The 26,562-nt window shown below is 68.9% G+C and carries 28 protein-coding genes; 21 read left to right on the top strand and 7 right to left on the bottom strand.

The window, feature by feature from the left end; translation table 11 throughout:
- The first annotated feature begins 100 nt into the window (after positions 1-100).
- Positions 101-553, top strand: coding sequence for a DUF192 domain-containing protein (locus YS110_02835; GenBank protein ID UJB63773.1), 453 nt, complete (start codon positions 101-103; stop codon positions 551-553).
- A 107-nt stretch (positions 554-660) separates the two neighbouring features.
- Here YS110_02835 and YS110_02830 read toward each other — a convergent pair whose 3' ends face one another.
- The 3 genes from YS110_02830 to xseA form a co-directional block, all read right to left on the bottom strand.
- Positions 661-2,895: an NADP-dependent isocitrate dehydrogenase gene (locus YS110_02830; protein UJB63772.1), complete on the bottom strand. Its 2,235-nt coding sequence runs from the start codon at positions 2,893-2,895 to the stop codon at positions 661-663.
- Between the two features lie 301 nt (positions 2,896-3,196).
- Positions 3,197-3,778 (bottom strand): superoxide dismutase [Fe], encoded by a 582-nt coding sequence (locus YS110_02825; protein UJB63771.1) that lies wholly within the window; start codon positions 3,776-3,778, stop codon positions 3,197-3,199.
- Between the two features lie 129 nt (positions 3,779-3,907).
- Positions 3,908-5,242 carry an exodeoxyribonuclease VII large subunit gene (gene xseA / locus YS110_02820; protein ID UJB63770.1) on the bottom strand — a complete coding sequence of 445 codons (1,335 nt, stop codon included), beginning with the start codon at positions 5,240-5,242 and terminating at the stop codon, positions 3,908-3,910.
- 343 nt (positions 5,243-5,585) lie between these two features.
- Here xseA and YS110_02815 point away from each other — a divergent pair, with 343 nt between their 5' ends.
- The 12 genes from YS110_02815 (at position 5,586) to YS110_02760 (ending at position 16,101) form a co-directional block, all read left to right on the top strand.
- Entirely contained in the window at positions 5,586-6,218 is a 633-nt protein-coding gene (locus YS110_02815; protein UJB63769.1) for a MotA/TolQ/ExbB proton channel family protein, read from the top strand.
- Positions 6,215-6,640, top strand: a complete 426-nt coding sequence (locus tag YS110_02810; protein ID UJB63768.1) for a biopolymer transporter ExbD — start codon at positions 6,215-6,217, stop codon at positions 6,638-6,640. The genes YS110_02815 and YS110_02810 overlap by 4 nt, the downstream gene beginning before the upstream one ends.
- Positions 6,641-6,646: 6 nt before the next feature.
- Positions 6,647-7,636 carry a tetraacyldisaccharide 4'-kinase gene (locus tag YS110_02805; GenBank protein ID UJB63767.1) on the top strand — a complete coding sequence of 330 codons (990 nt, stop codon included), beginning with the start codon at positions 6,647-6,649 and terminating at the stop codon, positions 7,634-7,636.
- Positions 7,637-7,660: 24 nt separating this feature from the next.
- The gene (locus YS110_02800) at positions 7,661-7,843 is read left to right on the top strand and encodes a Trm112 family protein (protein ID UJB63766.1); all 183 of its coding nucleotides are present in this window, start codon (positions 7,661-7,663) and stop codon (positions 7,841-7,843) included.
- Entirely contained in the window at positions 7,840-8,640 is an 801-nt protein-coding gene (gene kdsB, locus YS110_02795) for a 3-deoxy-manno-octulosonate cytidylyltransferase (GenBank protein UJB63765.1), read from the top strand. Before YS110_02800 ends, kdsB begins: the two co-directional genes overlap by 4 nt.
- 189 nt (positions 8,641-8,829) lie before the next feature.
- Positions 8,830-9,486 carry an adenylate kinase gene (gene adk / locus YS110_02790; protein ID UJB63764.1) on the top strand — a complete coding sequence of 219 codons (657 nt, stop codon included), beginning with the start codon at positions 8,830-8,832 and terminating at the stop codon, positions 9,484-9,486.
- A gap of 143 nt (positions 9,487-9,629) precedes the next feature.
- Positions 9,630-10,151, top strand: a complete 522-nt coding sequence (locus tag YS110_02785; protein ID UJB63763.1) for a sigma-70 family RNA polymerase sigma factor — start codon at positions 9,630-9,632, stop codon at positions 10,149-10,151.
- Between the two features lie 6 nt (positions 10,152-10,157).
- Positions 10,158-11,177, top strand: coding sequence for a FecR domain-containing protein (locus tag YS110_02780; GenBank protein UJB63762.1), 1,020 nt, complete (start codon positions 10,158-10,160; stop codon positions 11,175-11,177).
- A gap of 150 nt (positions 11,178-11,327) precedes the next feature.
- Positions 11,328-13,856, top strand: coding sequence for a TonB-dependent siderophore receptor (locus YS110_02775; protein UJB63761.1), 2,529 nt, complete (start codon positions 11,328-11,330; stop codon positions 13,854-13,856).
- Positions 13,857-13,919: 63 nt separating this feature from the next.
- Positions 13,920-15,497 (top strand): PepSY domain-containing protein, encoded by a 1,578-nt coding sequence (locus YS110_02770; GenBank protein ID UJB63760.1) that lies wholly within the window; start codon positions 13,920-13,922, stop codon positions 15,495-15,497.
- A complete protein-coding gene (locus tag YS110_02765; protein ID UJB63759.1) occupies positions 15,494-15,796 on the top strand; it encodes an iron transporter in 303 nt (100 codons plus the stop codon). Before YS110_02770 ends, YS110_02765 begins: the two co-directional genes overlap by 4 nt.
- Complete coding sequence (locus tag YS110_02760; protein ID UJB63758.1) at positions 15,793-16,101, top strand: DUF3325 family protein; 309 nt, start codon at positions 15,793-15,795, stop codon at positions 16,099-16,101. The genes YS110_02765 and YS110_02760 overlap by 4 nt, the downstream gene beginning before the upstream one ends.
- A 129-nt stretch (positions 16,102-16,230) precedes the next feature.
- Here the strand turns inward: YS110_02760 and YS110_02755 are convergent, their stop codons facing one another.
- The gene (locus tag YS110_02755; GenBank protein UJB67325.1) at positions 16,231-17,157 is read right to left on the bottom strand and encodes an asparaginase; all 927 of its coding nucleotides are present in this window, start codon (positions 17,155-17,157) and stop codon (positions 16,231-16,233) included.
- A gap of 115 nt (positions 17,158-17,272) precedes the next feature.
- Here YS110_02755 and lexA point away from each other — a divergent pair, with 115 nt between their 5' ends.
- The 3 genes from lexA to YS110_02740 all read left to right on the top strand — a co-directional run bounded on the left by lexA (position 17,273) and on the right by YS110_02740 (position 19,386).
- On the top strand, positions 17,273-17,947 hold the full coding sequence (gene lexA, locus YS110_02750; protein ID UJB63757.1) for a transcriptional repressor LexA: 675 nt from the start codon (positions 17,273-17,275) through the stop codon (positions 17,945-17,947).
- Between the two features lie 124 nt (positions 17,948-18,071).
- The gene (locus tag YS110_02745; protein UJB63756.1) at positions 18,072-18,278 is read left to right on the top strand and encodes a hypothetical protein; all 207 of its coding nucleotides are present in this window, start codon (positions 18,072-18,074) and stop codon (positions 18,276-18,278) included.
- Positions 18,279-18,378: 100 nt separating this feature from the next.
- Positions 18,379-19,386 (top strand): D-2-hydroxyacid dehydrogenase family protein, encoded by a 1,008-nt coding sequence (locus YS110_02740; protein UJB63755.1) that lies wholly within the window; start codon positions 18,379-18,381, stop codon positions 19,384-19,386.
- Between the two features lie 9 nt (positions 19,387-19,395).
- On the opposite strand, the gene YS110_02735 is transcribed toward YS110_02740, so the two are convergent.
- Genes YS110_02735 through YS110_02725 form a run of 3 tightly spaced genes read right to left on the bottom strand, consistent with a single transcriptional unit; the run spans position 19,396 to position 21,796 of the window.
- On the bottom strand, positions 19,396-19,845 hold the full coding sequence (locus YS110_02735) for a hypothetical protein (GenBank protein ID UJB63754.1): 450 nt from the start codon (positions 19,843-19,845) through the stop codon (positions 19,396-19,398).
- A gap of 5 nt (positions 19,846-19,850) precedes the next feature.
- Positions 19,851-20,285 carry a DNA polymerase III subunit chi gene (locus tag YS110_02730; GenBank protein ID UJB63753.1) on the bottom strand — a complete coding sequence of 145 codons (435 nt, stop codon included), beginning with the start codon at positions 20,283-20,285 and terminating at the stop codon, positions 19,851-19,853.
- A gap of 8 nt (positions 20,286-20,293) precedes the next feature.
- Positions 20,294-21,796: a leucyl aminopeptidase gene (locus YS110_02725; protein UJB63752.1), complete on the bottom strand. Its 1,503-nt coding sequence runs from the start codon at positions 21,794-21,796 to the stop codon at positions 20,294-20,296.
- 44 nt (positions 21,797-21,840) lie between these two features.
- On the opposite strand from YS110_02725, the gene lptF reads away from it, so the two are divergent.
- From lptF to YS110_02700, 5 genes are read left to right on the top strand one after another with little or no spacing between them, the layout of a single operon-like run.
- On the top strand, positions 21,841-22,944 hold the full coding sequence (gene lptF, locus YS110_02720) for an LPS export ABC transporter permease LptF (protein ID UJB63751.1): 1,104 nt from the start codon (positions 21,841-21,843) through the stop codon (positions 22,942-22,944).
- On the top strand, positions 22,941-24,050 hold the full coding sequence (gene lptG / locus YS110_02715) for an LPS export ABC transporter permease LptG (protein ID UJB63750.1): 1,110 nt from the start codon (positions 22,941-22,943) through the stop codon (positions 24,048-24,050). Before lptF ends, lptG begins: the two co-directional genes overlap by 4 nt.
- Positions 24,050-24,418, top strand: a complete 369-nt coding sequence (locus YS110_02710) for a CbiX/SirB N-terminal domain-containing protein (GenBank protein UJB63749.1) — start codon at positions 24,050-24,052, stop codon at positions 24,416-24,418. The genes lptG and YS110_02710 overlap by 1 nt, the downstream gene beginning before the upstream one ends.
- A 42-nt stretch (positions 24,419-24,460) precedes the next feature.
- Positions 24,461-25,402, top strand: a complete 942-nt coding sequence (locus YS110_02705; GenBank protein ID UJB63748.1) for a CysB family HTH-type transcriptional regulator — start codon at positions 24,461-24,463, stop codon at positions 25,400-25,402.
- On the top strand, positions 25,399-26,550 hold the full coding sequence (locus tag YS110_02700) for a pyridoxal phosphate-dependent aminotransferase (GenBank protein UJB63747.1): 1,152 nt from the start codon (positions 25,399-25,401) through the stop codon (positions 26,548-26,550). Before YS110_02705 ends, YS110_02700 begins: the two co-directional genes overlap by 4 nt.
- The last annotated feature ends 12 nt before the right edge of the window (positions 26,551-26,562 follow it).

Below are 26,562 nucleotides of genomic sequence, written 5' to 3'. Positions count from 1 at the left end.
CCGCGCCCGATCGCGCCCAGTCCATGGGTGCACGCAAAAGCCCGCAAAATAGCCGTTTTGCGGGCTTTTCCTTGTCCGCGCCTTTTTTGCACCACATCCCATGCCACAGCCTGCCCTGCGCCTTGCGCCCCTTCTTCTCGCCCTGGTGTGCAGCACCGCCCCGGCACAGCCCGGCCCGCAAATGAACCTGCCGCGCGTGGAGCTGACGGCCGGCATGTACCGCATTGACGCCCAGGTGGCCGCGTCGGACGCGGCGCGCCAGACGGGCCTGATGTTCCGCCAGGACATGCCCGCGCAGGAGGGCATGCTGTTCGTCTTCGAGCAGCCCGCCACCCAGTGCTTCTGGATGCGCAACACCCTGCTGCCGCTGACGGCCGCCTTCGTGGCCGATGACGGCACCATCGTCAACCTGGCCGACATGAAGCCGCAGACCGACGATTCGCACTGCTCGGCCAAGCCCGTGCGCTATGTGCTGGAGATGAACCAGGGCTGGTTCGCCAAGCGCGGCATCAAGGCCGGCAGCAAGCTCGGCGGATCGCTCTTCAAACGATAGCTGCCAGCGCTTGCTGGACAAGGGCTGGAGCCCGATTTTGTATAAAAAAGGCCACCCTGCGGGTGGCCTTTTGGCGTGGGCGTGGCGCGCGGCGGCGCCAACGGCGTTCAGGCGAACGCAGCCAGCGCGGCGTTGAACGTGGCGCTGGGGCGCATCACGGCGTCGAGCTTGGCGGCGTCGGGCAGGTAGTAGCCGCCGATGTCGGCGGGCTTGCCCTGCACGGCGTTCAGCTCATCCACGATCTTCTGCTCGTTGTCGGTCAGTTGCTGGGCCAGGGGCGCGAATCGGGCGGCCAGTTCCTTGTCCTCGGTCTGCGCGGCCAGTTCCTGCGCCCAGTACAGCGACAGGTAGAACTGGCTGCCGCGGTTGTCGAGCTGGCCGGTCTTCGGGCTCGGGCCCTTGTTGTTGTCGAGCAGCTTGCCGGTGGCGGCGTCCAGCGTCCTGGCCAGCAGCTTGGCGCGGGCGTTGTTGTTCTTCAGGCCCAGGTCCTCGAACGACACGGCCAGCGCCAGGAACTCGCCCAGCGAGTCCCAGCGCAGGTGGTTTTCCTCCACCAGTTGCTGCACGTGCTTGGGCGCCGAGCCGCCCGCGCCCGTCTCGTACATGCCGCCGCCGGCCATCAGCGGCACGATGGACAGCATCTTGGCGCTGGTGCCCAGCTCCATGATGGGGAACAGGTCGGTCAGGTAGTCGCGCAGGATGTTGCCGGTGGCGCTGATGGTGTCCAGGCCGCGGATCACGCGCTCCAGCGTGTAGCGCATGGCGCGCACCTGGCTCATGATCTGGATGTCCAGGCCGGTGGTGTCGTGCTCGTGCAGGTACATCTTCACCTTGGTGATGAGTTCCTTCTCGTGCGGGCGGTACTGGTCGAGCCAGAACACCACGGGCATGCCGGAGTTGCGCGCGCGATTCACGGCGAGCTTCACCCAGTCCCGGATCGCGGCGTCCTTGACCTGGCACATGCGCCAGATGTCGCCCTGCTCCACGTTCTGGCTCATCAGCACCTCGCCGGTGGCCAGGTCGGTGATGTTGGCCACGCCGTCCTCGGGGATCTCGAAGGTCTTGTCGTGGCTGCCGTACTCCTCGGCCTGCTGGGCCATCAGGCCGACGTTGGGCACGGTGCCCATGGTCTTGGGGTCGAACGCGCCGTGCCACTTGCAGAAGTTGATCATCTCCTGGTAGATGCGGGCGAAGGTCGATTCGGGCATCACGGCCTTCACGTCCTTCAGGCGGCCGTTGGCGTCCCACATCTTGCCGCTGTTGCGGATCATGGCGGGCATCGAGGCATCGACGATCACGTCGTTGGGCGAGTGGAAGTTGGTGATGCCCTTGGCGGAATCGACCATCGCCAGCTCGGGGCGGTGCTCATGGCAGGCGTGCAGGTCGCGCTTGATTTCGTCCTGCTGGCTCTGCGGCAGCGTGGCGATCTTGTTGTACAGATCGACCATGCCGTTGTTGACGTTGATGCCCAGCTCGTCGAACAGCTTGCCGTGCTTCTCGAACGCCTCCTTGTAGAAGATGCGCACGCAGTGGCCGAACACGATCGGGTGCGAGACCTTCATCATCGTCGCCTTGACGTGCAGCGAGAACATCACGCCGGTCTTGCGCGCGTCCTCGATTTCCTTTTCATAGAAGGCCAGCAGCGCCTTCTTGCTCATGAACATGCTGTCGATCACCTCGCGGTCGAGCAGGCTGACCTTGGGCTTGAGCACTATGGCCTTGCCGCTCTTGGTGAGGAGTTCCATCTTCACGTCGCGCGCCTTGTCCAGCGTCATCGACTTTTCGCCATGGTAGAAGTCGCCATGGTGCATGTGCGAGACATGCGAGCGCGAGGCCTGGCTCCACTCGCCCATGCTGTGCGGGTTCTTGCGCGCGTATTCCTTCACGGCCTTGGGCGCGCGGCGGTCGGAGTTGCCCTCGCGCAGCACCGGGTTCACCGCGCTGCCGATGCACTTGTTGTAGCGCGCGCGGATGTCCTTTTCTTCCTCGGTCGCCGGGTTTTCGGGGAAGTCGGGCACCTTGTAGCCCTTGTCCTGCAGCTCCTTGATGGCGGCCTTGAGCTGGGCCACGGAGGCGCTGATGTTGGGCAGCTTGATGATGTTGGCCTCGGGCCGCAGCGTGAGCCGGCCCAGTTCGGCCAGGTTGTCGGGCGCGCGCTGCGCCTCGCTCAAGGCTTCGGGGAACTGGCCCAGGACGCGGCCGGCCACCGAGATGTCGCTCTCGGCCACGTTGATGCCGGCCTGGGCGGCAAACGCGCGCACGATGGGCAGGAACGATGCCGTGGCCAGGCGCGGGGCCTCGTCGGTCAGGGTGTAGATGATGGTGGGTTGTTGGGTGCTCATCTTGTCTCTCTTTGGTCAAAAAACAGAGGTCATGCCGCCGACCTGCGACCCGCCACCGGATGGGATGGGCGGGGATGGCGCTTGAGGCGTTCGCTGCAACAGCGCGCCACAGGCTACGTGCTTTTCACGTCATTTGCAATGCGCTATCACAATACAAAATTCTATCCGCGAAACGCGATTTTTTTCGTAAGTCTTCTATAAGACTCAGGCTTGTCTCGGACTTTCTTTGCCGCGCGGCCGAAAAAAAAGCCCGGAGATCGCTCTCCGGGCCCTGTTCGGGGTGGCCTGCTGCCAGGTGGAATCAGGCGAAATTGGCCTCGGCGAACTTCCAGTTCACCAGGTTGGAGAGGAAGGTCTCGACGAACTTGGGGCGCAGGTTGCGGTAGTCGATGTAGTAGGCGTGCTCCCACACGTCCACCGTCAGCAGCGCCTTGTCGGCGGTGGTCAGCGGCGTGCCGGCGGCGCCGGTGTTGACGATGTCCACGCTGCCGTCGGCCTTCTTCACCAGCCAGGTCCAGCCCGAGCCGAAGTTGCCCACGGCGCTCTTCACGAAGGCTTCCTTGAAGGCGGCGTAGCTGCCCCATTTAGCGTTGATGGCGTCCGCCAGCGCTCCGGAAGGCTCGCCGCCGCCATTGGGGGCCATGCAGTTCCAGAAGAAGGTGTGGTTCCAGATCTGCGCCGCGTTGTTGTAGATGCCGCCGCTGGACTTCTTGACGATCTCTTCGAGCGCCATGGACTCGAACTCGGTGCCCTTTTGCAGGTTGTTGAGGTTCACCACGTAGGCGTTGTGGTGCTTGCCATGGTGGTATTCCAGCGTTTCCTGGCTGTAGTGCGGCGCCAGGGCGTCGATGGCATAGGGCAGCGGGGGCAGGGTGTGTTCCATGGTGTATTCCTCGTGGTTGAAATTGTCGGAATGCGCAGGCGGCCGGGCGGTAGCCCTCCCCTGGCAAGGGGCAAAAGAGCATTGTAGGAAGAACCCGCCGCGCGTGCAGGGAGGGCGCGCGCCAAGCCCCTACACCAGCCGGGGCGGAACCACCGTGAGGTCCAGCACCCCGTCGGCCAGCGTGGCGCGCAGCGGCGCGCCGGGCCGCGCCTGCGCCACGCTGGTGACGCTGCGGCCCTCGGTATCGGCCAGCAGCGCGTAGCCGCGCTGCAGCACCAGGCGCGGGTCGAGCAGCTCCAGGCGCAGCGCGGCGCGCTCCAGGCGCTGCGCCTGGCCTGCCAGGCTGCGCTGCAGGGTTTGCGGCAATTGGGCCTGCAAGGCTTGCTGGGCTTGCGCCAGGCGCTGCGTTTTCAGGAGCACGCCATGGCGCATGCGCTGCGCCAGCCGGGCAAGTTGCAGCTCCTGCCGCGCCACGCTGCCCGAAGGCCGGCCCAGGCGCTGCGCGGCACCGTCGAGCCGCTGGTGGCGCAGGTCGATCTGGCGCTGCACGCCGTCGTCCAGGCGCTGCGCCAGTAGTTGCAGCGCGCCCAGCCAGAAGTCGCGCGGCTGCGCCACCAGCTCCGCCGCGGCGGTGGGCGTGGGCGCGCGCAGGTCGGCGCAGAAATCGGCGATGGTGAAATCCGTCTCGTGCCCCACGCCGCTGAGCACGGGCACCGGGCTCTGCACGATGGTGCGCGCCAGTTGGGCGTCGTTGAAGGCCCAGAGATCCTCCATGGAGCCGCCGCCGCGCACCAGCAGGATCACGTCGATCGGCGGTACGCCAGGATTTTCAGCCTTTTCGGCCTCCAGCCCTTGCCCAGAGCGCGCCAGCAGATACAGTTTCGATAGCGCCTCGCACAGCGACGCGGGCGCCTGTGCGCCCTGCACCAGCGCCGGCGCCAGCACCACCGGAATGTGCGGCACGCGCCGGCGCAGCGCCGTGGCCACGTCGTGCAGCGCCGCCGCGCCGGGCGAGGTCACCAGGCCGATGGCGCGCGGCATGGCGGGCAGCGGGCGCTTGCGCGCGGCGTCGAACAAGCCCTCGGCCTCCAGCTGCGCCTTCAGGCGCAGGAACTGCTCGAACAAGGCGCCCTGCCCCGCGCGCTGCAGGCTCTCGACGATGAGCTGCAGGTCGCCGCGCTGCTCGTACACGCCCAGGCGGCCGCGCAGCTCCACCAGCTCGCCGTCGCGCGGCGTGAAGTCGAGCAGGCCCGCCGCGCGCTTGAACATGGCGCAGCGGATCTGGCCCTGCGCGTCCTTGATGGAGAAGTAGCAATGCCCGCTGGACGCGCGCATGAAGCCCGTGATCTCGCCGCGCACCGCGACCGGGTTGAAGCGCGCCTGCAAGGCATCAGCAACGGCGCGGCACAGCGCGCCAACCTCCCACACACGCGGCGCCAATACAGGGTTTTCGGGCTCAAACATAGGCGCTGAAAGGGTTTGCGGGCCCCATGCGGCGGGCATTACTCCACAGCGCGGACGCAGCGCGGCAGCGCCATGCCGAAACCGCCCGAAACGCCAGCAAGTACGTACAAGCCATTGATTTTAAAGGATTTTTCACTGACCAATTTTTCATCAATCTGTCGCAAGCGTGTATTGGCGCCGTCTGGCGGCGGCTGTCCACGCATTTGCCCACAAAGTTATCCACAGGATTTGTGGGTTTCGCGCCGGCCTGTGCAACCGTCTGCAACCGAGCCCCGCCCAGCGGCGGCGGGCGCGGTGGTGTAGGCCATAATCGTGGGCTGCACCCATTCGCGCGGAGAGAGAATTGCTGACGATCATACAAGCCGCAGGCTGGCCCATCTGGCCCCTGGTTGCCTGCTCCATCCTGGCCCTGGCGCTGATTGTCGAGCGCTTCCTGTCCCTCAAAACCGCCCGCGTCGCTCCCCCGAAGCTGCTCGATGAGGCCATGGCCGTGTCCGCCAAGGGCCTGCCCGCGCCCGACACCGTGAACCAGCTGGCGCAGAACTCCGCCCTGGGTGAAGTGCTGGCCACCGGTCTGCGCACCTTGCACCTGCACCCCCAGAGCACCGAGGCCGACCTGCGCGCCGCCATGGAGGGTACGGGCCGCGCCGTGGCGCACCGGCTGGAGAAGTACCTGAACGCGCTGGCCACCATCGCCTCCGCCGCGCCGCTGCTGGGCCTGCTGGGCACGGTGATCGGCATGATCGAGATCTTCGGCGCGCAGACGGGCGGCGGCGCCGTCGGCAGCGGCAACCCGGCGCAACTGGCGCACGGCATCTCCACCGCGCTGTACAACACCGCCTTCGGCCTGATCGTGGCCATTCCGGCGCTGATCTTCTGGCGCTACTTCCGCAGCCGCGTCGATGCCTACCTGCTCACGCTGGAGCTGTCGGCCGAACAGTTTGTGCGCCACCTGCTGCGGCTGAAAGCGAAATGAACTTCCGCCCCCGCCCCAAGGATGAGCCGGAGATCAACCTGATCCCGTTCATCGACGTGCTGCTGGTGGTCCTCATCTTCCTGATGCTCACCACCACGTACAGCAAGTTCACCGAGCTGCAGCTCACGCTGCCCGTGGCCGATGCCGAGCAGCAGCGCGACTACCCCAAGGAAATCGTCGTGGCCGTGGCCGCCGACGGGCGCTACGCCGTCAACAAGGCAGCGGTGGAAGGCGGCGGCGTCGAGTCCATGGCGCGCGTGCTGGGCGACGCCGCCAAGGCCGGGCCGGACAGCGTCGTCATCATCAGCGCCGACGCGCAGGCGCCGCACCAGGCCGTGATCACGGTGATGGAAGCCGCGCGCCGCGCCGGGCTGTCGCGCATCACCTTCGCCACCCAATCCTCGGCCAGCGCCGGACGCTAAGGATCCATGCCCTTGTCCGCCCGCCTGCGCAGCGCCTGGCGCCAGCGCGGGCCGCTGGCGCTGGCGCTCTGGCCGCTGTCTCTGCCCTACCGCGCGCTCGCCGCGCTGCGCCGCGCGCTCTACCGGCAGGGCGTGCTGCGCAGCGAGCGGCTGCCGGTGCCCGTGATCGTCGTGGGCAACGTGATCGCCGGCGGCGCGGGCAAGACGCCCGTGACGCTGGCGCTGGTGCGCCACCTGCGGGCCACGGGCTGGCAACCCGGCGTGGTCTCGCGCGGCTACGGGCGCGCCGGCGATGGCTGCCGCGAGGTGCTGCCCGCCAGCACCGCCGCCGAGGCGGGCGACGAACCGCTGCTGATCGCCCGTGCGGCCAGCGTGCCCGTGTTCGTCGCGCGCCGCCGCGCCGAGGCGGGCCGCGCGCTGCTGGCCGCCCATCCGGCCACCGACGTGATCGTCTGCGACGACGGCTTGCAGCACCTGGCGCTGGCGCGCGACGTGGAAATCTGCGTGTTCAACGACGAAGGCGTGGGCAACGGCTTCCTGCTGCCCGCCGGCCCGCTGCGCGAGCCCTGGCCGCGCGCGGTGGATGCCGTGCTGCACGCCGCACCCCAGCCGCCGCGCGGTACCCGCGCCCCGGCCTTCCGGCTCGCGCGGCAGCTCGCGCCCTGCGCCATCGACGCGCAAGGCCGCCAGGTGCCGCTGGCCAGCCTGCGCGGCCAGCCGCTGCACGCCGTGGCCGCCATCGCCCGGCCCGAGGACTTCTTCGCCATGCTGCGCGCGCGAGGGCTGACGCTGGCGCACTGCGAGGCGTTGCCCGATCACTACGATTTCAATAGCTGGCAGCGCTTGCCAGACAAGGGCCAGACCCTGATTTGCACCGAAAAAGACGCCGTCAAGCTCTGGCCCGCCCACCCCGGCGCGCTGGCCGTGCCGCTGCAGTTGGGCCTGCCGCCGGAATTCTTCGCGCGGCTCGACGCCTCGCTATCATCAGCGCCCTGATTTGCCCCAACCCCCTTGCCTGCCATGGACACCAAACTGCTCGAACTGCTGGTCTGCCCCGTCACCAAAGGCCCGCTGACCTACGACCGCGAACGCCAGGAGCTGGTGTCGCGCAGCGCGCGCCTGGCCTACCCGGTGCGCGACGGCATCCCCGTGCTGCTGGAGAACGAGGCGCGCCCGCTGAGCGACGAGGAACTCGAAAAATGAGCGCGCCCGCCGCTGCCGCGGCCACCGGCTTCACGGTGCTGATCCCGGCGCGCATGGCATCGAGCCGCCTGCCCGACAAGCCGCTGGCCGACATCGCCGGGCTGCCCATGGTCGTGCGCGTGGCGCGCCAGGCGGGCCTGAGCGGCGCCGCGCGCACCGTCGTCGCCACCGACGACGCGCGCATCCAGGCGGCCTGCCACAGCCACGGCGTACCCGCGCTGCTCACCCGGCCCGACCACGCCAGCGGCAGCGACCGCCTGGCCGAAGCCTGCGAGCAGCTCGGGCTGGACGGCGACGCCGTGGTGGTCAACGTGCAGGGCGACGAACCGCTGATCGACCCCGCGCTGATCGACGCCGTGGCCGCGCTGCTGCAGGCCCACCCCGGCGCCAGCATGGGCACGGCGGCGCACGCCATCGACCGCCTGGCAGACTATGCCAACCCCAACGTGGTGAAGGTGGTGTGCGACGCGCAGGGCATGGCGCACTACTTCAGCCGCGCCCCCATTCCCCACGCGCGCGACCATGCGGGCCAGGCGTGGTGGGAGGCGCCCGCCGCGGTCCCCGCGCTGGCGGGCTTCGCGCCGCTGCGCCACATCGGCATCTACAGCTACCGCGCGGGCTTTCTGCGCCAGTTCCCGCGCCTGGCGCCCGCGCCCACCGAAGCCATCGAGGCGCTGGAGCAACTGCGCGCCCTGTGGCACGGCCACCGCATCGCCGTGCACGTGAGCGCCCAGGCCCCGGGCCCGGGCGTGGACACGCCCGAAGACCTGGCCCGGGTGCGCGCGCTTTTCGGCTGAGCGCCCGCGCGTATCCACGCGCTGAAAAACGGCCGGGAAAACGGCCGCGCGGGCCGCCGCCGGGGGCGTAAGCCAGGCGACGACATGCCCATGCTATCCTCGCAAGTCCTATATAAGAGCGGTGCAGCCCGGCCCTGCGGGCCCGTGGCCAGCGCCGCCCCGAGATTTCAACACCATCCGAGGAACTCCATGAGACTGATCCTGTTGGGCGCGCCCGGCGCCGGGAAAGGCACGCAAGCGGCCTTCATCTGCCAGAAATACGGCATTCCGCAAATCTCCACCGGCGACATGCTGCGCGCCGCCGTGAAGGCCGGCACCCCCCTGGGCCTGAAGGCCAAGGCGGTGATGGACGCGGGCCAGCTGGTGAGCGACGACCTGATCATCAACCTCGTGAAGGAACGCATCGCCGAGGCCGACTGCGCCCAGGGCTTCCTGTTCGACGGCTTCCCGCGCACCATTCCCCAGGCCGAAGCCATGAAGGCGGCGGGCGTCAAGCTCGACTACGTGCTCGAAATCGACGTGCCGTTCGACGCCATCATCGAGCGCATGAGCGGCCGCCGCTCGCACCCGGCCAGCGGCCGCACCTACCACGTCAAGTTCAACCCGCCCAAGGTGGCCGGCAAGGACGACGTGACGGGCGAGGACCTGATCCAGCGCGACGACGACAAGGAAGACACCGTGAAGAAGCGCCTGGAGGTCTACAGCGCCCAGACCCGCCCGCTGGTGGACTACTACAGCAACTGGGCCCAGGCCGAGCCTGCCGCCGCGCCCCAATACCGCGCCATCAGCGGCACCGGCAGCGTGGAGGAAATCACGCAGCGCGCGCTGGCCGCCCTGGCTGGCTGAAGCTGCCGCGCCCACGCTACCGAGGCCCGCCCAGCGCGGGCCTTTGTTTTTCCCGCAGCCGTCCCCGTGGCATGCCCATAGAATAAGAACAATTCCCATCCAAACGCCCCAGCCCGTGCGCCCGCCGCGCCCCCGGGGATGCCATGACCCACACAGAATTCGCGCTGCAGCAAAGGATCGAGGCCCTCTACACCGACCACCACGGCTGGCTGCGGGGCTGGCTGCGCCGCAAGCTCGGCAACGCCTGCGACGCGGCCGACCTGGCGCACGACACCTACCTGCGCATCCTGCGCACCGGCCAGGTGCCGCAGGCGCAGCAGTCGCGCCAGCACCTGGCCCAGATCGCCAATGGCCTGGTGATCGACCTGCACCGCCGGCGGCACATCGAATCGGCCTATCTGCAGGCCCTGGCGCTGCTGCCCGAGCCCCTGGCGCCGTCGGAGGAAGAGCGCGCCCTGGCCATCGAGGCGCTGATCCAGATCGACGCCATCCTGCACGGCCTGCCCGCCAAGGCCCGCGAAGCCCTGCTGCTGTGCAAGCTCGACGGCATGGGCTACCGCGACATCGCCGCCCGGCTCGGCGTATCGGTGTCGTCGGTGGAGAAATACATCGCCGCCGCCCTGGTGGCCTGCCACCAGGCGTTGCACGCCACGCCGGCACGCTGAACCGCCATGCGCCCGCCCGAAGGCCCCCTGGCCGATACGCCCACCAACGCGCCCGCCGATGCGCCCACGGAGACGCCGGCGCCCGACCCCGCCACCGTCCAGCGTGCCGCCGAATGGATGGCGCGCCTGTGGTCGGGCGAAGCCAGCGCCGCCGACCAGGCCGCGTGCGCCGCCTGGCGCGCGGCCCATGCCGGGCACGAACAGGCCTGGCAGCAGTTGCTGGCGTTCGAGCACCAGCTCGCCAGCGTGCCCGCCGCCATGGCCCGCCACGCCTTGCGCACGCCCGCCCCCGGTGCCGCGCGCCGCCGCGCCATGCGGCTGCTCGGCCTGGGCCTTGCCGTGGGCGGCATCGGCTACGTGGTGCGTGAAAGCGAAGCCTGGACCCTGGCCACCGCCGACCTGCGCAGCGGCACCGGCGAAAACCGCAGCGTCACCCTGCCCGACGGCACGCAGATGGTGCTGGCCAGCGCCTCCGCCGTCGATCTGCGCTACACCGCCGGCGAGCGCCTGATCGTGCTGCGCGCGGGTGAAATCCTCGTCACTTCGGCGCCCGGCCCCGCGCCCGCTGCGCCCCTGCGCGTGCGCAGCCGCCAGGGCACCGTGCAGGCGCTGGGCACGCGCTTCAGCGTGCGCCAGGACGCCGGGGCATCGCACGTCGCCGTGTTCGAGGGCGCGGTGGACATCCGCCCCGCGCAGGCTGGCGCCGCCCCCCTGCGCATCGCCGCCGGCCAGCGCACCAGCTTCACCGCCAGCGGCGTGCAGCCCCCGGCCACCGTCCCCGACAGCGCCGCCGCCTGGAGCCGCGGCATCCTCGTGGCGGACGCCATGCCCCTGGGCGAGCTGACCGCCGAACTGGCGCGCTACCGCCCCGGCCTGCTGCGCTGCGACCCCGCCGTGGCCGGCCTGCGCGTGAGCGGCGTGTTCTCGCTGCACGACACCGACCGCGCGCTGCACAACCTCACGCTGAGCCTGCCCGTGGCCGTCACCTACCGCACCCGCTACTGGGTCAGCGTGCACGCCAGATAAGGCATAAAACTCCTGTTTTGATAGCTTGCAGCGCTTGCTGCACAAGGGCTGGAGGCCATTTTTATTGAGATTTCCGCCCCGGCGGCGGCAGGCGCGGCGCACTTTCTTGCCCCGGCATTGAGGATTTCCCGCGCTCGTTCGGAAAACAAGGTGAACCCGCTCATTGCATTCACCAACCTTCCCCTGAAAGCCCCGAACATGCGCAACCGCCGCACCCCTGGCCTTCCCGCCCCCAGCACCCTCACCCGCACGGCAGCCGCCACGCGCACCCTGGCGATGGCGGCGGGCCTGGCCCTCGGCACCCTGTACACCGCCCTGCCCGTCCGGGCGCAGACACCCGCCAGCCCGGCGGCCGAGGCGCGGCAGGGCTACCGCATCGCCCCCGGGCCACTGGGCCAGGTGCTCAACGCCTTCGCCAGCGCCGCGGGCCTGGAGCTGACCGTGGACGCGCAGTTGCTGCAAGGCCGCCAGAGCGCCGGGCTGAACGGCAGCTACGCCGTGCGCGAGGGCTTCGCCGAAATCCTGCGCGGCCACGCGCTGCAGGCCACGCGCGAAACCAACGGCAGCTACAGCCTGCGCGCCACCCACCCCGGCGCGCCCGCGCCCGGCGCGGCGCCCCACGCCGAGGCCACGCTGCCCGCCATGCAGGTGAGCGCGCAGCCCGTAAAAGACGGCATGACCGAAAGCACCGGCTCGTACACCACCACGAGCAGCCGCACGGCCACCAAGCTCGATTTGAGCCTGCGCGAAACGCCGCAAACGGTGACTGTGGTGACGCGGCAGAAGATGGACGACTTCGGGCTGGCCAACATTGACGACGTGCTGGAAAGCAGCAGCACGATTTCGGTACTCAGGCGCGGGGGCGATGGCGCGGCGTACTACAGCAGAGGATTCGCGCTCCAGAGCCAATTCGATGGCATCCCCAACCCCATTGGCATTGGCGAGAACAATCGTGGCCCGGCGCCGGATACCGCGTTTCTCGACAAGGTGGAAATACTGCAAGGCGCCTCCGGCCTGATGGGTGGCGCGGGCGACCCCGGCGGCACCATCAACCTGGTCCGCAAGCGGCCGACCGAGCAATTTCAGGCCCATGTCGAATCCCAACTCGGCTCGTGGAACAAGAAGCGGCTGGTGGCAGACGTCTCCGGCGCGCTGGTCGCGTCCGGCAGGGTTCGCGGCCGGGCGGTTGCGCTGCGGGACCACGGCGATGCCTTCACCGGCCACGTGTACGACAACCGCCAGGGCTTCTACGCCATCGTCGAGGCGGACGTGACGGCAACGGCGACCGCGAGCGCCAGTGCCATGTACCAGAAGAACGACTTCAACATGCACTATGGCGTACCGAGGAATCCGAATGGCGCCGACCTCGGGCTGCCCCGATCGGCGTTCTATGGCCTGGCCAACGGCGACAGCACCAAGGAACTCACCGGCTACACCCTGAACCTCGATCAGAAATTGCCGGCGGACTGGTTGCTGAAAGCCGCCTATACCCATACCGGCATCACGGGTGACAACGTGGTGAACAACCTGAGCGGGACATTGAACCCCGTCACCGGCGGCGGCTTGCGTGTATCCAGCGCGCTCCAGCAGCGCGAATTCGAATCCGATGTGCTCGATGTCTATGCCAGCGGACCATTCCAGCTTCTGGAGCGGAAGCATGAACTGATTTTGGGGGCATCCAGTGCCCGGATGAAAGACAAAAGCCGCCTGACGTCGCCTTTTGTTTATGTCCCCATCGACAATATCCACAGCTACGAGGGTGCATCCACTTTTCAGCCTTCGGGCCATTTTCCCGCATGGCCGGTTGCCAACAAGACGATGCAACGCGGCGTTTATGGCGCGGTCCGTTTGAACCTTGCCGACACGCTCAAGTTGATTCTCGGCACCCGGGTCAGCTGGTATGCGTACGAAGCGGCTGGTGTCCGGCAGCAGAAAGAGGACGCCGTCGTTTCCCCCTATGCCGGTCTGGTCTACGACATCGGCACAAGCACCTCGGTCTATGCCAGCTATTCCGACATTTTCAAACCGCAGAGCAACCTGAAATTCGGCGGCGGCACGATCGACCCCATTGCCGGAAAAAACCACGAACTGGGCGTTAAAAGCGAACTCTTGCAAGGCCGCCTGAATGCCTCGGCGTCCGTTTTCCGGCTCGAACAGACCAATCTGCCGCAAGTGGACACGAGCGTCCCGGAAACGGCTTGCAATGGCGGCCGGTGCTACACGGCGGCGGGGCTGGTCGTCAGCAAGGGCGTTGATCTGGGCCTGAACGGGGAACTGCTGCCAGGCTGGCAAGCCGGCGTCGGCTATACCTGGGTCCACCGCGAATACGGCAGTGGCGCCAACCAGGGGAAAGCCTATGGCACCTATATGCCGCGGCAGATTCTCCGGGCTTACACGGCGTACCTGATACCCGGCACCGACTGGACAGTGGGCGGCAATGTCCGTGCCCAGAGCGGGATGTATACGGAAGGCTCGGGATTCCGCATCGAGCAGGGCGGCTACACCATCGTCGGCCTGATGGCGAAGTACCGGATCAACAAGCAGGCGGAAGTGGGCATGACGGTCAACAACCTGTTCGACCACCGCTATTACGAGTCCATTGGCAGCTACGGCACGAATCTGGAGAACTTCTACGGCGCTCCGCGCAGCGTCGCCGTGAACCTGAAATACGCCTTCTGATTAAGCCATTGCATCGAGAGGCCACGCCAATGGGGCCTCTCGATGGCTGTCCGGATCAAGATCATGAAGGCTTATTTCCGCCAAAGCATGGCATGGCTGCACACCTGGGGCTGCCTGGTGGCCGGGTGGCTGCTGTTTTTCATTTTCCTGCTGGGCACGGCGACGGTGTTCCACATCGAGATCAGCCGCTGGATGCAGCCGGAGCGGCCCCTGGATGCGCCGGTGCAGCCCGTGGACCGTGCAACGGCACTGGCACATGCGCTGGACTATCTGGAGCAGCATGCGGCAGGCCAGTCCCGGTGGGATATCTATCTGCCGCACGAACGGCATCGCCACCGGCAGGAAAAACGCACGCTGCTGGCCGTGGGCTGGCGTGGCGATCTGCGGGGCCAGGCCGATCTGGATCCGCACACGGGCGCCGAAGTGCCGCGCCCCGCCGTGCGCGACACCGAAGGCGGGCGTGCCTTCCTGGAACTGCACAGCGAACTGCACTACCTGGGCGAAGGACTGGGCAAACGCATCGTGGCGGCGGCGGCCTTGCTGGGCCTGCTCGGGCTCGTGACGGGGGTGATCGTTCACAAGAAGATCTTCCAGGACTTCTTCACTTTCCGCCCTGGCAAGGGGCCACGCAGCTGGCTCGATGCGCACAACGTGGCCGGCGTGATGGCGCTGCCGTTCTTCGTAATGATCGTCTACAGCGGGCTGGTGTACTTCGACCGTGAGAGCCTGCCCGCGCCGGTGGCCGTGGCCTATGGCACGTCGCAGGGCGCGGTGGAACGCTACTACACGGAGTTGCTGCACCGGGAACAGCGCCACCTGCCCGTTCAGCGGCCCAAGGCGCCCTTGATGGCGATGGTGGAGCAGGCCGAACGCACGCTGGGCACGGGCGAGGTGGGGCAGATCACCATCACCCATCCAGCGGGCCAGCCCCTGCAGGTACGCATGCGCCGCCCCTATGGCAGCGAGTTGCCGCGCCATGAAACGCCGGAAACGGAATTCCGCTTCGACGCCGCAACCGGGGTGCTGCTGGCGACACCGGTACTTGGCCCGGGTATTCGCCTGCGTTTCGTCATGCTGACCCTGCACGATGGCTGGTTCGCCCGGCCCATGCTGCTGTGGCTCTACGTTCTCTCGGGCCTGCTGGGCTGTTTCATGATCGCCACCGGCATGGTGCTGTGGGTGGTCAAGCGCCGCGACAGGCACGCCCGGCGCGGCGACGCGCCCTGGGGCGTGGAGCTGGTGGCGCGGCTGAACGTGGGCATGCTGGCCGGCCTGCCGCTGGGCATGGCAGCGTTCTTCTGGGCCAACCGCCTGCTGCCGGTGGGGCTGGAGGGCCGGGCGGCGTGGGAAATCCACGGCCTGTTCGCCGTCTGGCTGGTGGCGATCGTGTACGGGCTGCTGCGGCCCGAGAAGCGCGCCTGGACCGAAGTGCTGTCGCTGGCGGCACTGGCCTTCGGGCTGGTTCCGCTGCTGAATGCGTTGACGACCGACCGGCACCTGGGCGTGACGCTGCCCGCCGGCGATGGGGGGCTGGCCGGGTTCGACCTTTCCATACTCGTGCTGGCGCTGCTGCTGGGGGCAGCGGCATGGCGGCTGCGGCGCAAGTGGTTTGGCGCAGCCATGCGGAGGAACACGCCATGAGCAAATTCAAGAGCCCCGACGCCCGCCACCGCTGGAGCGTGGCATCGCGCGTGCTGGCGGCGGCGCTGGGCGGCTATGCGCTGGCTTCGGCGCTGGCGGTGCTGCTGGGGCTGCTGCTGCCGCTGGCGCGCGCGCAGGCGGTGAGCCTCGGGATGGACCTCGGCTTCCTGCTCTACGTGCCCATCCTGCTGTGGACGTTCCACACGCGCAGCGCGGCGCGCGCCTGGGGCTGGCTGCTGCTGTGGAGCGGCGCGGCGGCGCTGCTGGCGTGGTGGCTGGTGAAAGGGAGCGCGGCATGATGCCCGATCTGCCTTGGGGCTGGCATCTGGCGGCCCTGCTGCTGAACATGGCGGGCCTGGCCCTGCTGGCGCTGGCGAGCGAGCGCGAGGGCGCGCTGCTGCTGCGCCGGGCTGCCTCCGCCGCGCAGAAGCGCCTGCTGCGCTGCCTGGGCTGGCTGGTGCTGGCACTGGCGCTGTGGCTGTGCGCCTGGGGCTGGCGGGCGCATTTCGGCCTGATGCTGTGGCTGGGCTGGCTCAGCGTGGCGGCGGTGGCGCTGGTGGCCGGCATCGCCTGCTGGCCACGCCGCGGCCGGTCTTTCCGCTGACAAGGCGGCCCGGCCTGGGTGTGAGCGCGCCATCGGCGAAGCAGGCGCATTCGCTCACCATTTGATAGCTGCTTGCGCTTTACAGAAAAGGGCTGGAGGCCATTTTTGCTGATATGGAACGCGCCGCGCTCAAGGCTGCCGTGCCAGCAGTTCCAGCAGCAGCGCCACGCGCGCCTTCACGGGGCTCAGGCCCCCTGCATCGGGAAACGGGCTGTCCGGCCGGGGCAGCACCTGCCCCAGCGGGCAGCGCGAGGCCACGCGCACCGGCACGCCGGCCGCCTGCGCGCGCGCCAGCGCGGCCTGCAGCGCATGGTGCAGCGTGCCATTGCCCGTGGCCGCCACCACGATGCCCTGCGTACCGCTGGCCACCAGGGCATCGACGATGGCGCCATCGGCGCCCGCATGGCTGAACACGATGTCCACGCGCGGCCAGGCGCGCTCCCGCACTACGCTTTCCATAGCTGCAAGCGCTTGCTGGCAAAGGGCTGGAGGCATATTTCTTGCCCAGCGCACGGTGCCCTCCTCGACCCAGCCGAGCGGCCCCGCGTCGCCCGAGCCGAAGGCATCGACGCGGTACGGGTGCACCTTCTGCACCTCGCGCGCGCCGTGCACTGTGCCGGCGGCCACCACCAGCACGCCCTGCACGCCCGGCGCCGCCGCCACGGCCACGGCATCGCGCAGGTTCTGCGGGCCGTCGGGCGCCAGCGCCGTCGCGGGGCGCATGGCGCAGGTCAGCACCACGGGCTTGCGCGCCGCCAGCACGCTGTGCAGGAACCAGGCGGTTTCCTCCAGCGTGTCGGTGCCGTGGGTGATGACGATGCCGCGCACCCGCGCATCGGCCAGCAGCGCGGCACAGCGCGCCGCCAGCGCGCGCCATACGTCGGTATCCATATCCTTGCTGTCGACCTGCGCCACCTGCTCGGCCAGCAGAGGCCCGCACGCCGCCTGGGCCAGCCCCGGCACGGCGTCGAGCAGCGCCTGCACGCCGAGCTGGGCCGCCTGGTAGCCGACGTTGTCGCCGGCCCGCACGGCCGTCCCCGCGATGGTTCCGCCCATGCCCAGCACCACGATGTTGTTGGCCTGCACTTGCCACCTCCCGAAAACTGGTTAAAAATACAGTTACTGGATTTAAATCCATATCCCATTTCATCGTACAGCAAGGGAACCCGCCATGTTCGACCACCCCAAGCTCACCGCCCGCCAGCAACAGATCCTGGACCTGATCCAGACGGCCATCGCCCGCACCGGCGCGCCCCCCACGCGGGCGGAGATCGCGGCCGAGCTGGGCTACAAGTCGGCCAACGCCGCCGAGGAGCACCTGCAGGCGCTGGCGCGCAAGGGCGTCATCGAGCTGGTCAGCGGCACGTCGCGCGGTATCCGCCTGTGCGGCAACACCGTGCGCAACATCAACGCCGCGCGCGGCACCCAGTTCAGCCTGCCGATTCCGGGCATCACCCAGCTCGTGCTGCCCCTGGTGGGCCGCGTGGCCGCGGGCTCGCCCATCCTGGCGCAGGAGCATGTGGACCAGACCTACTGCGTGGAAGGCAGCCTGTTCCAGCACAAGCCCGACTACCTGCTCAAGGTGCGCGGCATGTCGATGCGCGACGCCGGCATCATGGACGGCGACCTGCTCGCCGTGCAAGCCACGCGCGAGGCGCGCAACGGCCAGATCATCGTCGCCCGCCTGGGCGACGACGTGACCGTCAAGCGCCTGCGCCGCACGGCCACAGGCATCGAGCTGCTGCCCGAAAACCCCGATTACCCGGTGATCACCGTGCAGCCCGGCGAGCCCTTCGAGATCGAAGGCCTGGCCGTCGGCCTGATCCGCAACACCATGCTGATGTAGCGCACCGCCGCGCGCCATACAGGTGGCGGGCGTCTGGCGGGCCTTCCCCGCCAACCCTGGATGATGCACACCCCCCTTCGCAATCCTGCCTGTGTTCACCCCTTTTCCTCATTGGAGTTTTCACATGCCAATTGCCTTGTCCTCGATTCCAGCCGCCGCCGCTCCCGCCCTGCCGCGCTGGCGCACCCCAACCCAGGGAGCGCGCGCGGTGCGCGTGGTGCGCGTACTCGACAGCAGCGCGCCGGGCTGCGCGGGGCGCCTCGTCATCTCCGGGCGCATGGCCGATGTGTGCGCCGAACTCGAACGCATGGTGCGCCGCGAACAGGGCTGAACGGCGCATGGCCCGCAAGGCGGCGGCCATACCCGGCATGTCCCACTGACTTACCTGCTGTTGCAACGGCCACGGGGTACCGCCAGGGCACAATGGCGGGATGAACATCGTGATCCTTGACGACTACCAAGATGCAGTACGGAAACTGCACTGCGCATCCCGGCTCGATGCCTACGCTGCCAAGGTCTATACGAACACGGTGAAGGGTCTCGGACAGCTCGCGGTGCGCCTGCGCGATGCCGACATCATCGTCCTGATCCGCGAACGCACCCACATCACGCGGCAACTCGTTGAAAAACTGCCCCGGCTCAAGCTGATCGCCCAGACCGGGCGCATCGGTGCGCACATCGACGTCGCGGCCTGCACCGAACGCGGCATCGCCGTGGCCGAGGGGGTCGGGTCGCCCGTGGCGCCGGCAGAGCTGACCTGGGCGCTGGTCATGGCCGCCATGCGCCGCCTGCCGCAGTACATCGCCAACCTCAAGCACGGCGCCTGGCAGCAGTCGGGCATGCGCGCGGCCTCCATGCCGCCCAACTTCGGCCTGGGCAACGTGCTGCGCGGCAAGACGCTGGGCATCTGGGGCTACGGGCGCATCGGCCAGATCGTGGCCGGCTATGGGCGGGCCTTCGGCATGAACGTGCGCGTCTGGGGCCGGGAGGCCTCGCGCGCGCAGGCGCTGACCGATGGCTACCAGGTGGCCAGCACGCGCGAGGATTTTTTCGCCCAGTGCGATGTGCTCTCGCTGCACGTGCGACTGTCGGAAGAAACCCAGGGAATGATCACGCTGCAGGACCTGTCGCTGATGAAGCCGACGGCGCTGCTGGTCAATACCTCGCGCGCCGAGCTGATCGAGCACGACGCCCTGATCGCCGCCCTCAACCGGGGCCGCCCCGGCATGGCCGCGGTCGATGTGTTCGAGAGCGAGCCCATCCTGCAGGGCCACGCCCTGCTGCGGCTGGAGAACTGCATCTGCACGCCGCACATCGGCTATGTGGAGCAGGACAGCTACGAGCTGTACTTCGGTTCGGCCTTCGACAACGTGGTCAACTACATTCGCGGCACACCGACGAACATCGTCAACCCCGGCGCGCTCCAGGTACGCCGCTGAGGAAGCTGCTCAGCGCGGCGCTTCCAGCTCCTGCGCCACGGCCTCGTAGACGGCGTGGCGCACCACCGATTCCACCTCCTCGCGCAGGCGCGGCACCATGGAGCGCGTCTGCTCCTGCACCACCGTGGCGATGGCCTCGCGCAGGCGCAGATCGAGTTCCACGTCCACGCGCTGCATCACCCGGTGCACCAGGTGCTCCTCGAAGCCCTCCGGCAACTGCAAGGCCACGGGCGCCGCAGGGGCCACAGGGGTCGCTGGCGCCTTGGGTGGCACCGCAAACGCCGCCACCGGAGCAGGCGCGAGAGAAACCGGCGCGGCAGATGCCGGCGGCCGCGCCGGGGACGCAGGGACGCCCGCGCCATGCGCCGGCACAGGAGATGCCGGCGGCACCGCCGCCCCTTGCACCACTTCGGTCAGGGTGGGAACGAAACGCGGCGGAGTCCGGGGTGGCTGTGCCATGGTGTTCAGGAATCTTTGAGAACAAGGTCGTGGCGCACGATGGCATGGCCCTGCGCCTGGTACTGGCGCCAGCGCTGGCGCGCCATGCCCCGGTCGGTCTCGTCGTGCGCACTGACCACTTCCACCACCCGGGCAAAGCGCTCGAAGCCCTCGGGCACCTGCGCGCCCAGGTTGAGCAGCACGTCCTGGTGCGGAGCGCCTTGCGTGCCCTGCGCCAGCACGACCGGCGAGGCACTCCACAGCTCGGCATCGCAGCCCTGCAGCGCATGGGCCACGAAATCCTGCGGCGCCATGTTCCACAGCATCCCGTCCAGCGGCTGCAGCACCTCGGGCGGCCCGACGATGACGACCCGCGCATCGCTGCGCAGCGCCTTGCGCGCAAAGCGGCAGGCATAGGCCAGCTTGTCGGGCGCGTTGAAGTGGAAGGCGACTTCAGGCATGGCGCATGTCAGTCGGCGGCCGTCTTGCGCGCCTTGCCTTTGGCCGGTGCTGCGGCGGGCGCCTTGCCTGCGCGCTCCAGCAGGTAATGCACCAGCAGGGGCACCGGGCGGCCCGTCCCGCCCTTGGCCGCGCCGCTCTTCCAGGCCGTGCCGGCGATGTCCAGGTGCGCCCAGGGCGTGCCGCCCACGAAGCGCTGCAGGAACTTCGCCGCCGTCACGGCGCCGGCTGCGCGGCCGGCCACGTTGGCCACGTCGGCGAAGCTGCTCTTGAGCCCCTCGGCGTACTCGTCGTCCAGCGGCATGCGCCAGCACGGGTCGAGCGCCGCCTCGCCCGCGGCGTACAGGCCGGCGGCCAGGGCCTCATCGCTGGCGAACAGGCCGCTGCGCACGCCGCCCAGGGCCACCACGCAGGCCCCTGTCAGGGTGGCGATGTCGATCATCGCCGCCGGCTTGAAGCGCGCGGCATAGGCCAGCGCATCGCACAGCACCAGGCGCCCCTCGGCGTCGGTGTTGAGGATTTCGATGGTCTGTCCCTGCAAGCTCGTGACCACGTCGCTAGGCTTGAGCGCACGGCCATCGGGCAGGTTCTCGCAGGCGGGGACCAGGCCCACCACGTTGATCGCGGGCTGCAGCTCGCCCAGGGCGCGGAACACGCCCAGCACGCTGGCCGCGCCGCCCATGTCGAACTTCATCTCGTCCATCTCGGCGGCGGGCTTGAGCGAGATGCCGCCAGCGTCGAACGTGATGCCCTTGCCCACCAGCACCACCGGCGCCTCGGACTTGGCGCCGCCCTGGTAGCGCAGCTCAATGAAGCGCAGCGGCTCGTGCGAGCCGCGCGCCACCGCCATGAAGGCGCCCATGCCCAGTTTTTCCACCTCGGCGGGCCCGAGCACCTTGCACTGCACCTTGGGCAGATCGGCCAGCGCCTGCGCCGCCTCGGCCAGCAGCGTGGGGGTGGCGTGGTTGGCCGGCCGGTTGGCCCACTCACGCGCCAGCCCCACCCCGGCCGCCAGCGCCTTGCCACGCGCGAAGGCTGCCTGGGCCGCCTGCGCGGCCTTCCTGTCGGCGACGGCCAGCGTCACGCGCGCCAGGGCGGGCGCCTTCGCCTGGGGCTTGGTGGCGGTGTACACATACGTGGCTTCGGCCACGGCCTGCACCGCCGCCGCCACGGCGTCGGGCTGGGCCGCCCCGGCAAAGCAGACGACGGCCTGCTGCACGCCGTTGCCCTTAAGCGCGCCCGCACAGGCCACGACGGCCTTGTGCGCCGCCTTGGCCGTGCCGCTGCCCACGCCGGCCAGCACCACGCGCCGCGCCGCCACGGCTGGCAGCTGGTACAGCTCCAGGGTCTTGCCGGGCTGGGCCTCGAAGTCCTTGGCCTTGAGCGCGCGCGCCACCACGGCCGAGAGGGCGTCGCTGCCCGCGTCGAAGCCTTCGGCCACCAGCAGCACGAGCAGATCGCATTTCTCGGTGGCGGCTTCGGGCAGCCCCAGGGCCTTCAATTCAAAGTTCATAATCAGCATTTTCCTTCAAGAGCCCGCCGGGCAGGCTCTCACCGATGTTATTCGATTCATCCATCCGCAAGGAGTTGGCCCGCAGTTTCGGCGCGACGCTGGTGGTGCTGGTCACGGTGGTCATGACCATGATGCTGATCCGCACCCTGGGCCAGGCCTCGCGCGGCAACGTCAACCCGTCCGACGTGATGCTCATCATGGGCTTCACCGTGGTGGGGCAGTTGCCCACCATCCTGAGCCTGAGCCTGTTCATCGCCATCGTCGGCTCGCTCTCGCGCATGTACCGGGACAGCGAGATGGTCATCTGGTTCGCCAGCGGGCGCGGCCTGGCGAGCCTGCTGCGCCCGCTGCTGCGCTTCGCCTGGCCGGTGATGCTGGTCATCGGCGTGCTGGCGCTGGGCGTGTGGCCCTGGGCCAACCAGCAGATCCAGGCGCTCAAGACGCAGTACGAGCAGCGCAGCGACGTGGACCGCATCGCCCCCGGCCAGTTCCAGGAGTCGGCCAACGGCACGCGCGTGTTCTTCATCGACAAGGACAGCCCGGACGACCGCTCCGCCAGCAACGTGTTCATCGCGGCCTCCGACCCCGGCAAGGAATCCGTCACCTCGGCGCGCAGCGCCCGCGTGGAAATCCAGGCCGGCGAGCGCGTGGCCTACCTGTTCCACGGCGCGCGCATGGAAACCGCGCAGGACACGCCCGGCCTGCGCCTGAGCGAGTTCGAGGAATACAGCACCCGCGTGGGCAAGGCATCGCAGGCCGCCGAAGGCGAGCTCGCCGCCAAGGCACGCCCCACGCTGTCCCTGCTGCAAAGCCCCGACCCGGAACACCTGGCCGAACTGGGCTGGCGCCTGGGGCTGGCGCTGGGCTCGTTCAACTTCGTGCTGCTGGGCCTGACGGTGGCCAGCGTCAACCCGCGCGCCGGGCGCAGCAGCAGCCTGGTGTTCGCGCTGTTCGCCTTCATCGTGTACTACAACCTCATGACGCTGGGCCAGAGCTGGATCGCCCTGGGCCGCATCGGCCTGCTGCCCTTCATGGCGCTGCTGCACGGCGGGGTGCTGGCCTGCACGCTGGCGGCCCTGGCCGCACGCCACAACCGCTGGTCGCCGCGCATGCTGTGGGCGCGGGCGGGCGCCGGGGGCACGGCATGAAGATCCTGCGCCGCCTCATCTACCGCGAGGCCTCGCTGGCCGTGGCCTACGTCACCGTGGCCTTCCTGGCGCTGTTCTTCTTCTTCGACATGATCGACGAGCTGCGCTGGGTCAGCCGCGCGCCCGGGGGCTACCAGCTCTCGCACGCGCTGCTCACGGTGGTGCTGCGCCTGCCCAACTACCTGTACGAGCTGCTGCCCATCACCGTGCTGATCGGCACCATCTACGTGATGGCCAGCCTGGCGCAGACCTCGGAATTCACCATCATGCGCACCAGCGGCATGGGCCCGGGGCGCGCGCTGCGCACGCTGCTGGTGCTGGGCTGCGCCTTCGTGGCGCTCACCTTCGCCATGGGCGACTACGTGGCCCCGATGGCCGACCGCGCGGGGCAGATGCTGAAGGCGCGCTACCTGGGGCAGCTGACCACGGGCGCCACCGGCGGCTGGCTCAAGGAACGCAAGGACGACGGCCATTCGCTGGCCGTGAACGTGCGCGCGCTCGGCCCGGATGGGCAGATGATCGGCATCCGCATCTTCGACTTCGACGACCAGGGACGGCTGAGCGCACAGATCCAGGCCGCATCCGCCCAGGTCGCCGAAGACGGATCTGGCTGGGTGCTGGCCCAGGCGCAGCAGCGCCGCTTCGTGCTGCGCGGCGCCGACCAGGCCCATGTGGAGCAGACCGACGCCGCCAGCATGCCCTGGCCCACGGGCATCACCGCGGAAATGGTCTCCGCCGCGCTGCTCAAGCCCGAGCGCATGCCCACCATCGAGCTGTTCCAGTACATCAGCCACCTCCAGGCCAACGGCCAGTCGGCGCAGAAGTACCAGATCGAGTTCTGGCGCAAGGTGTTCTACCCGCTGAGCTGCCTCGTCATGGTGGTGTTGGCCCTGCCCTTCGCCTACCTGCATTTCCGCTCCGGCGGCCTCGCGGCCTACGTGTTCGGCGGCGTGATGGCGGGCATCAGCTTCTTCCTGCTCAACACCGTGTTCGGCTATGCCGGCACGCTGCAGAACTGGTCGCCCTGGCTCACCGCCGCCGCGCCCGGGCTGATCTACACCGCCGCGTCGCTGGCCGCCTTCGGCTGGCTGGTGCTCCGACGCTGATGCGCCCCGGTGTCGTCCTGTTCGCCCATGGCTCGCGCGACCCGCTGTGGCGCGCGCCCATCGAGGCCGTGCGCGCCCACATCGCCGCGCAGCAGCCCGGCCTGCCGGTGCGCTGCGCCTACCTGGAGCTGTGCGCGCCCGACCTGCCGCAGGCCTGTGCCGAGCTGGTGGCGCTGGGCGTGGACCACCTCACCGTGGTCCCCATGTTCCTGGGCACCGGCCGCCACGCCCGCAACGACCTGCCCGAACTGGTGCAGGCGCTGCGCCAGAACCACCCCGGCGTGGCCTTCGCGGTGCAAAGCCCCGTGGGCGAAGACCCGCGCATGACGGCCCTCATGGCACACATCGCCACGGAAACATCGTTATAAAGAATGCAGCATAATGATGCGACTTTTTAGCCGCATTTCAGTATGAATCTGCACCAATTCCGTTTCGTCCAGGAAGCCGCGCGCCGCAACCTGAACCTGACCGAGGCCGCCAAGGCGCTGCACACCTCGCAGCCCGGCGTCTCCAAGGCCATCATCGAGCTGGAGGACGAACTCGGCGTGGACATCTTCGCGCGCCACGGCAAGCGGCTCAAGCGCATCACCGAGCCGGGCCAGCACGTGCTGAAAAGCATCGAGCTCATCATGCGCGAGGTCGGCAACCTGAAACGCATCGGCGAGCAGTACAGCGCGCAGGACAGCGGCACCCTCTCCATCGCCACCACGCACACGCAGGCGCGCTACGTGCTGCCGCCGCCCGTGGCGCGGCTGCGCGAGGCCTATCCCAAGGTCACCATCAGCCTGCACCAGGCCACGCCGCACGAGGTGGCGCGCATGGTGATCGACGAGGTGGCCGAAATCGGCATGGCCACCGAGTCGCTGGCCGAATACCCCGACCTCGTCACCCTGCCCTGCTACGAATGGCAGCACGTGCTGGTGATGCCCACCAGCCACCCGCTGGCGCAGAAGGAGCGCGTGGGCCTGGAGGACATCGCGCACGAGGCGCTCATCACCTACCACCCCACCTTCACCGGCCGCAGCAAGATCGACCAGGCCTTCGCCGCACGCAAGCTGCAGCCGCGCATCGTGCTCGAAGCCATCGACTCCGACGTCATCAAGACCTACGTGCGCCTGGGCCTGGGCATCGGCATCGTGGCCGAGATGGCGATGCGCGACGACCCGGTGGGCGACCTCGTGGTGCGCCCGGTGGGCCACCTGTTCGGCCAGAGCGTGGCGCGCGTGGCCTTCAAGCGCGGCGCCTACCTGCGCAACTTCGTCTACAAATTCGCCGAGCTGCTGAGCGACCGCCTGAGCCGCGACCTGGTCGCCCGCGCCATGACCGGGCACGTGAACGACTACGAGCTATGACCACTCCCGCCTTCCCCAGCCGCCTGCCGCGCGTGGGCACCACCATCTTCAGCGTCATGTCCGCGCTGGCGGCCGAGCACGGCGCCGTCAACCTGGGCCAGGGCTTTCCCGACTTCGACTGCGACCCGGCCCTGGCCGATGCCGTGGCGCGCGCCATGCAGGCCGGCCACAACCAGTACCCGCCGATGCCCGGCGTGCCCGCGTTGCGCCAGGCCGTTGCTTCAAAAATAGAAGCACTCCACGCGCGCCGGTATTGCGCCAACAGCGAAATCACCATCACCGCGGGCGCCACGCAGGCGATCCTCACGGCCCTCCTGGCCTGCGTGCACCCGGGCGACGAAGTCATCGTGCTCGAACCCTGCTACGACAGCTACGTGCCAGGCATCGAACTGGCGGGCGGCGTGCCTGTGCGCGTGGCGCTCACACCCGGCACGTTCCGCCCGGATTTCAGCAAGATCGCCGCCGCCATCACGCCGCGCACGCGCCTCCTCCTCATCAACAGCCCGCACAACCCCAGCGCCACCATATGGACGGAAGCCGACATGCGCACGCTGGAGGAACTGCTCGCGCCCACCAGCGTGCTGCTCATCAGCGACGAGGTCTACGAGCACATGGTCTTCGACGGCGCCACGCACCAGAGCGCCGCGCGCTTTCCGGGCCTGGCCGAGCGCGCCTTCATCGTCTCCAGCTTCGGCAAGACCTTCCACGTCACGGGCTGGAAGGTGGGCACCGTGGCCGCGCCCTCGCTGCTTACGGCCGAGTTCCGCAAGGTGCACCAGTTCAACGTGTTCACCGTGAACACGCCCATGCAGCACGGCCTGGCCGAATACCTGCGCAACCCCGCGCCCTACCTGCAGCTGCCCGCCTTCTACCAGGCCAAGCGCGACCTGTTCCGCCAGGGGCTGGAGGGCTCGCGCCTCAAGCTGCTGCCCAGCACCGGCAGCTACTTCCAGTGCGTGGACATCTCGGCCGTGAGCGACCTGCCGGAAGCCGACTTCTGCCAGTGGCTCACGCGCGAGATCGGCGTGGCCGCCATTCCGCTGTCGGCCTTCTACGGCGACGGCTTCGACCAGCGCGTGGTGCGCTTTTGCTTCGCCAAGAAGGACGAGACGCTGCGCACGGCGCTGGAGCGGCTGCGCAGGCTGTAGTGCAAATTTGAT

It is taken from the genome of Acidovorax sp. YS12 (assembly GCA_021496925.1).
Taxonomy (GTDB): Bacteria; Pseudomonadota; Gammaproteobacteria; order Burkholderiales; family Burkholderiaceae_C; genus Paenacidovorax.
Note: the sequence above shows the minus strand (reverse complement) of the source record. Positions and strands in the feature narration are given on the sequence as shown.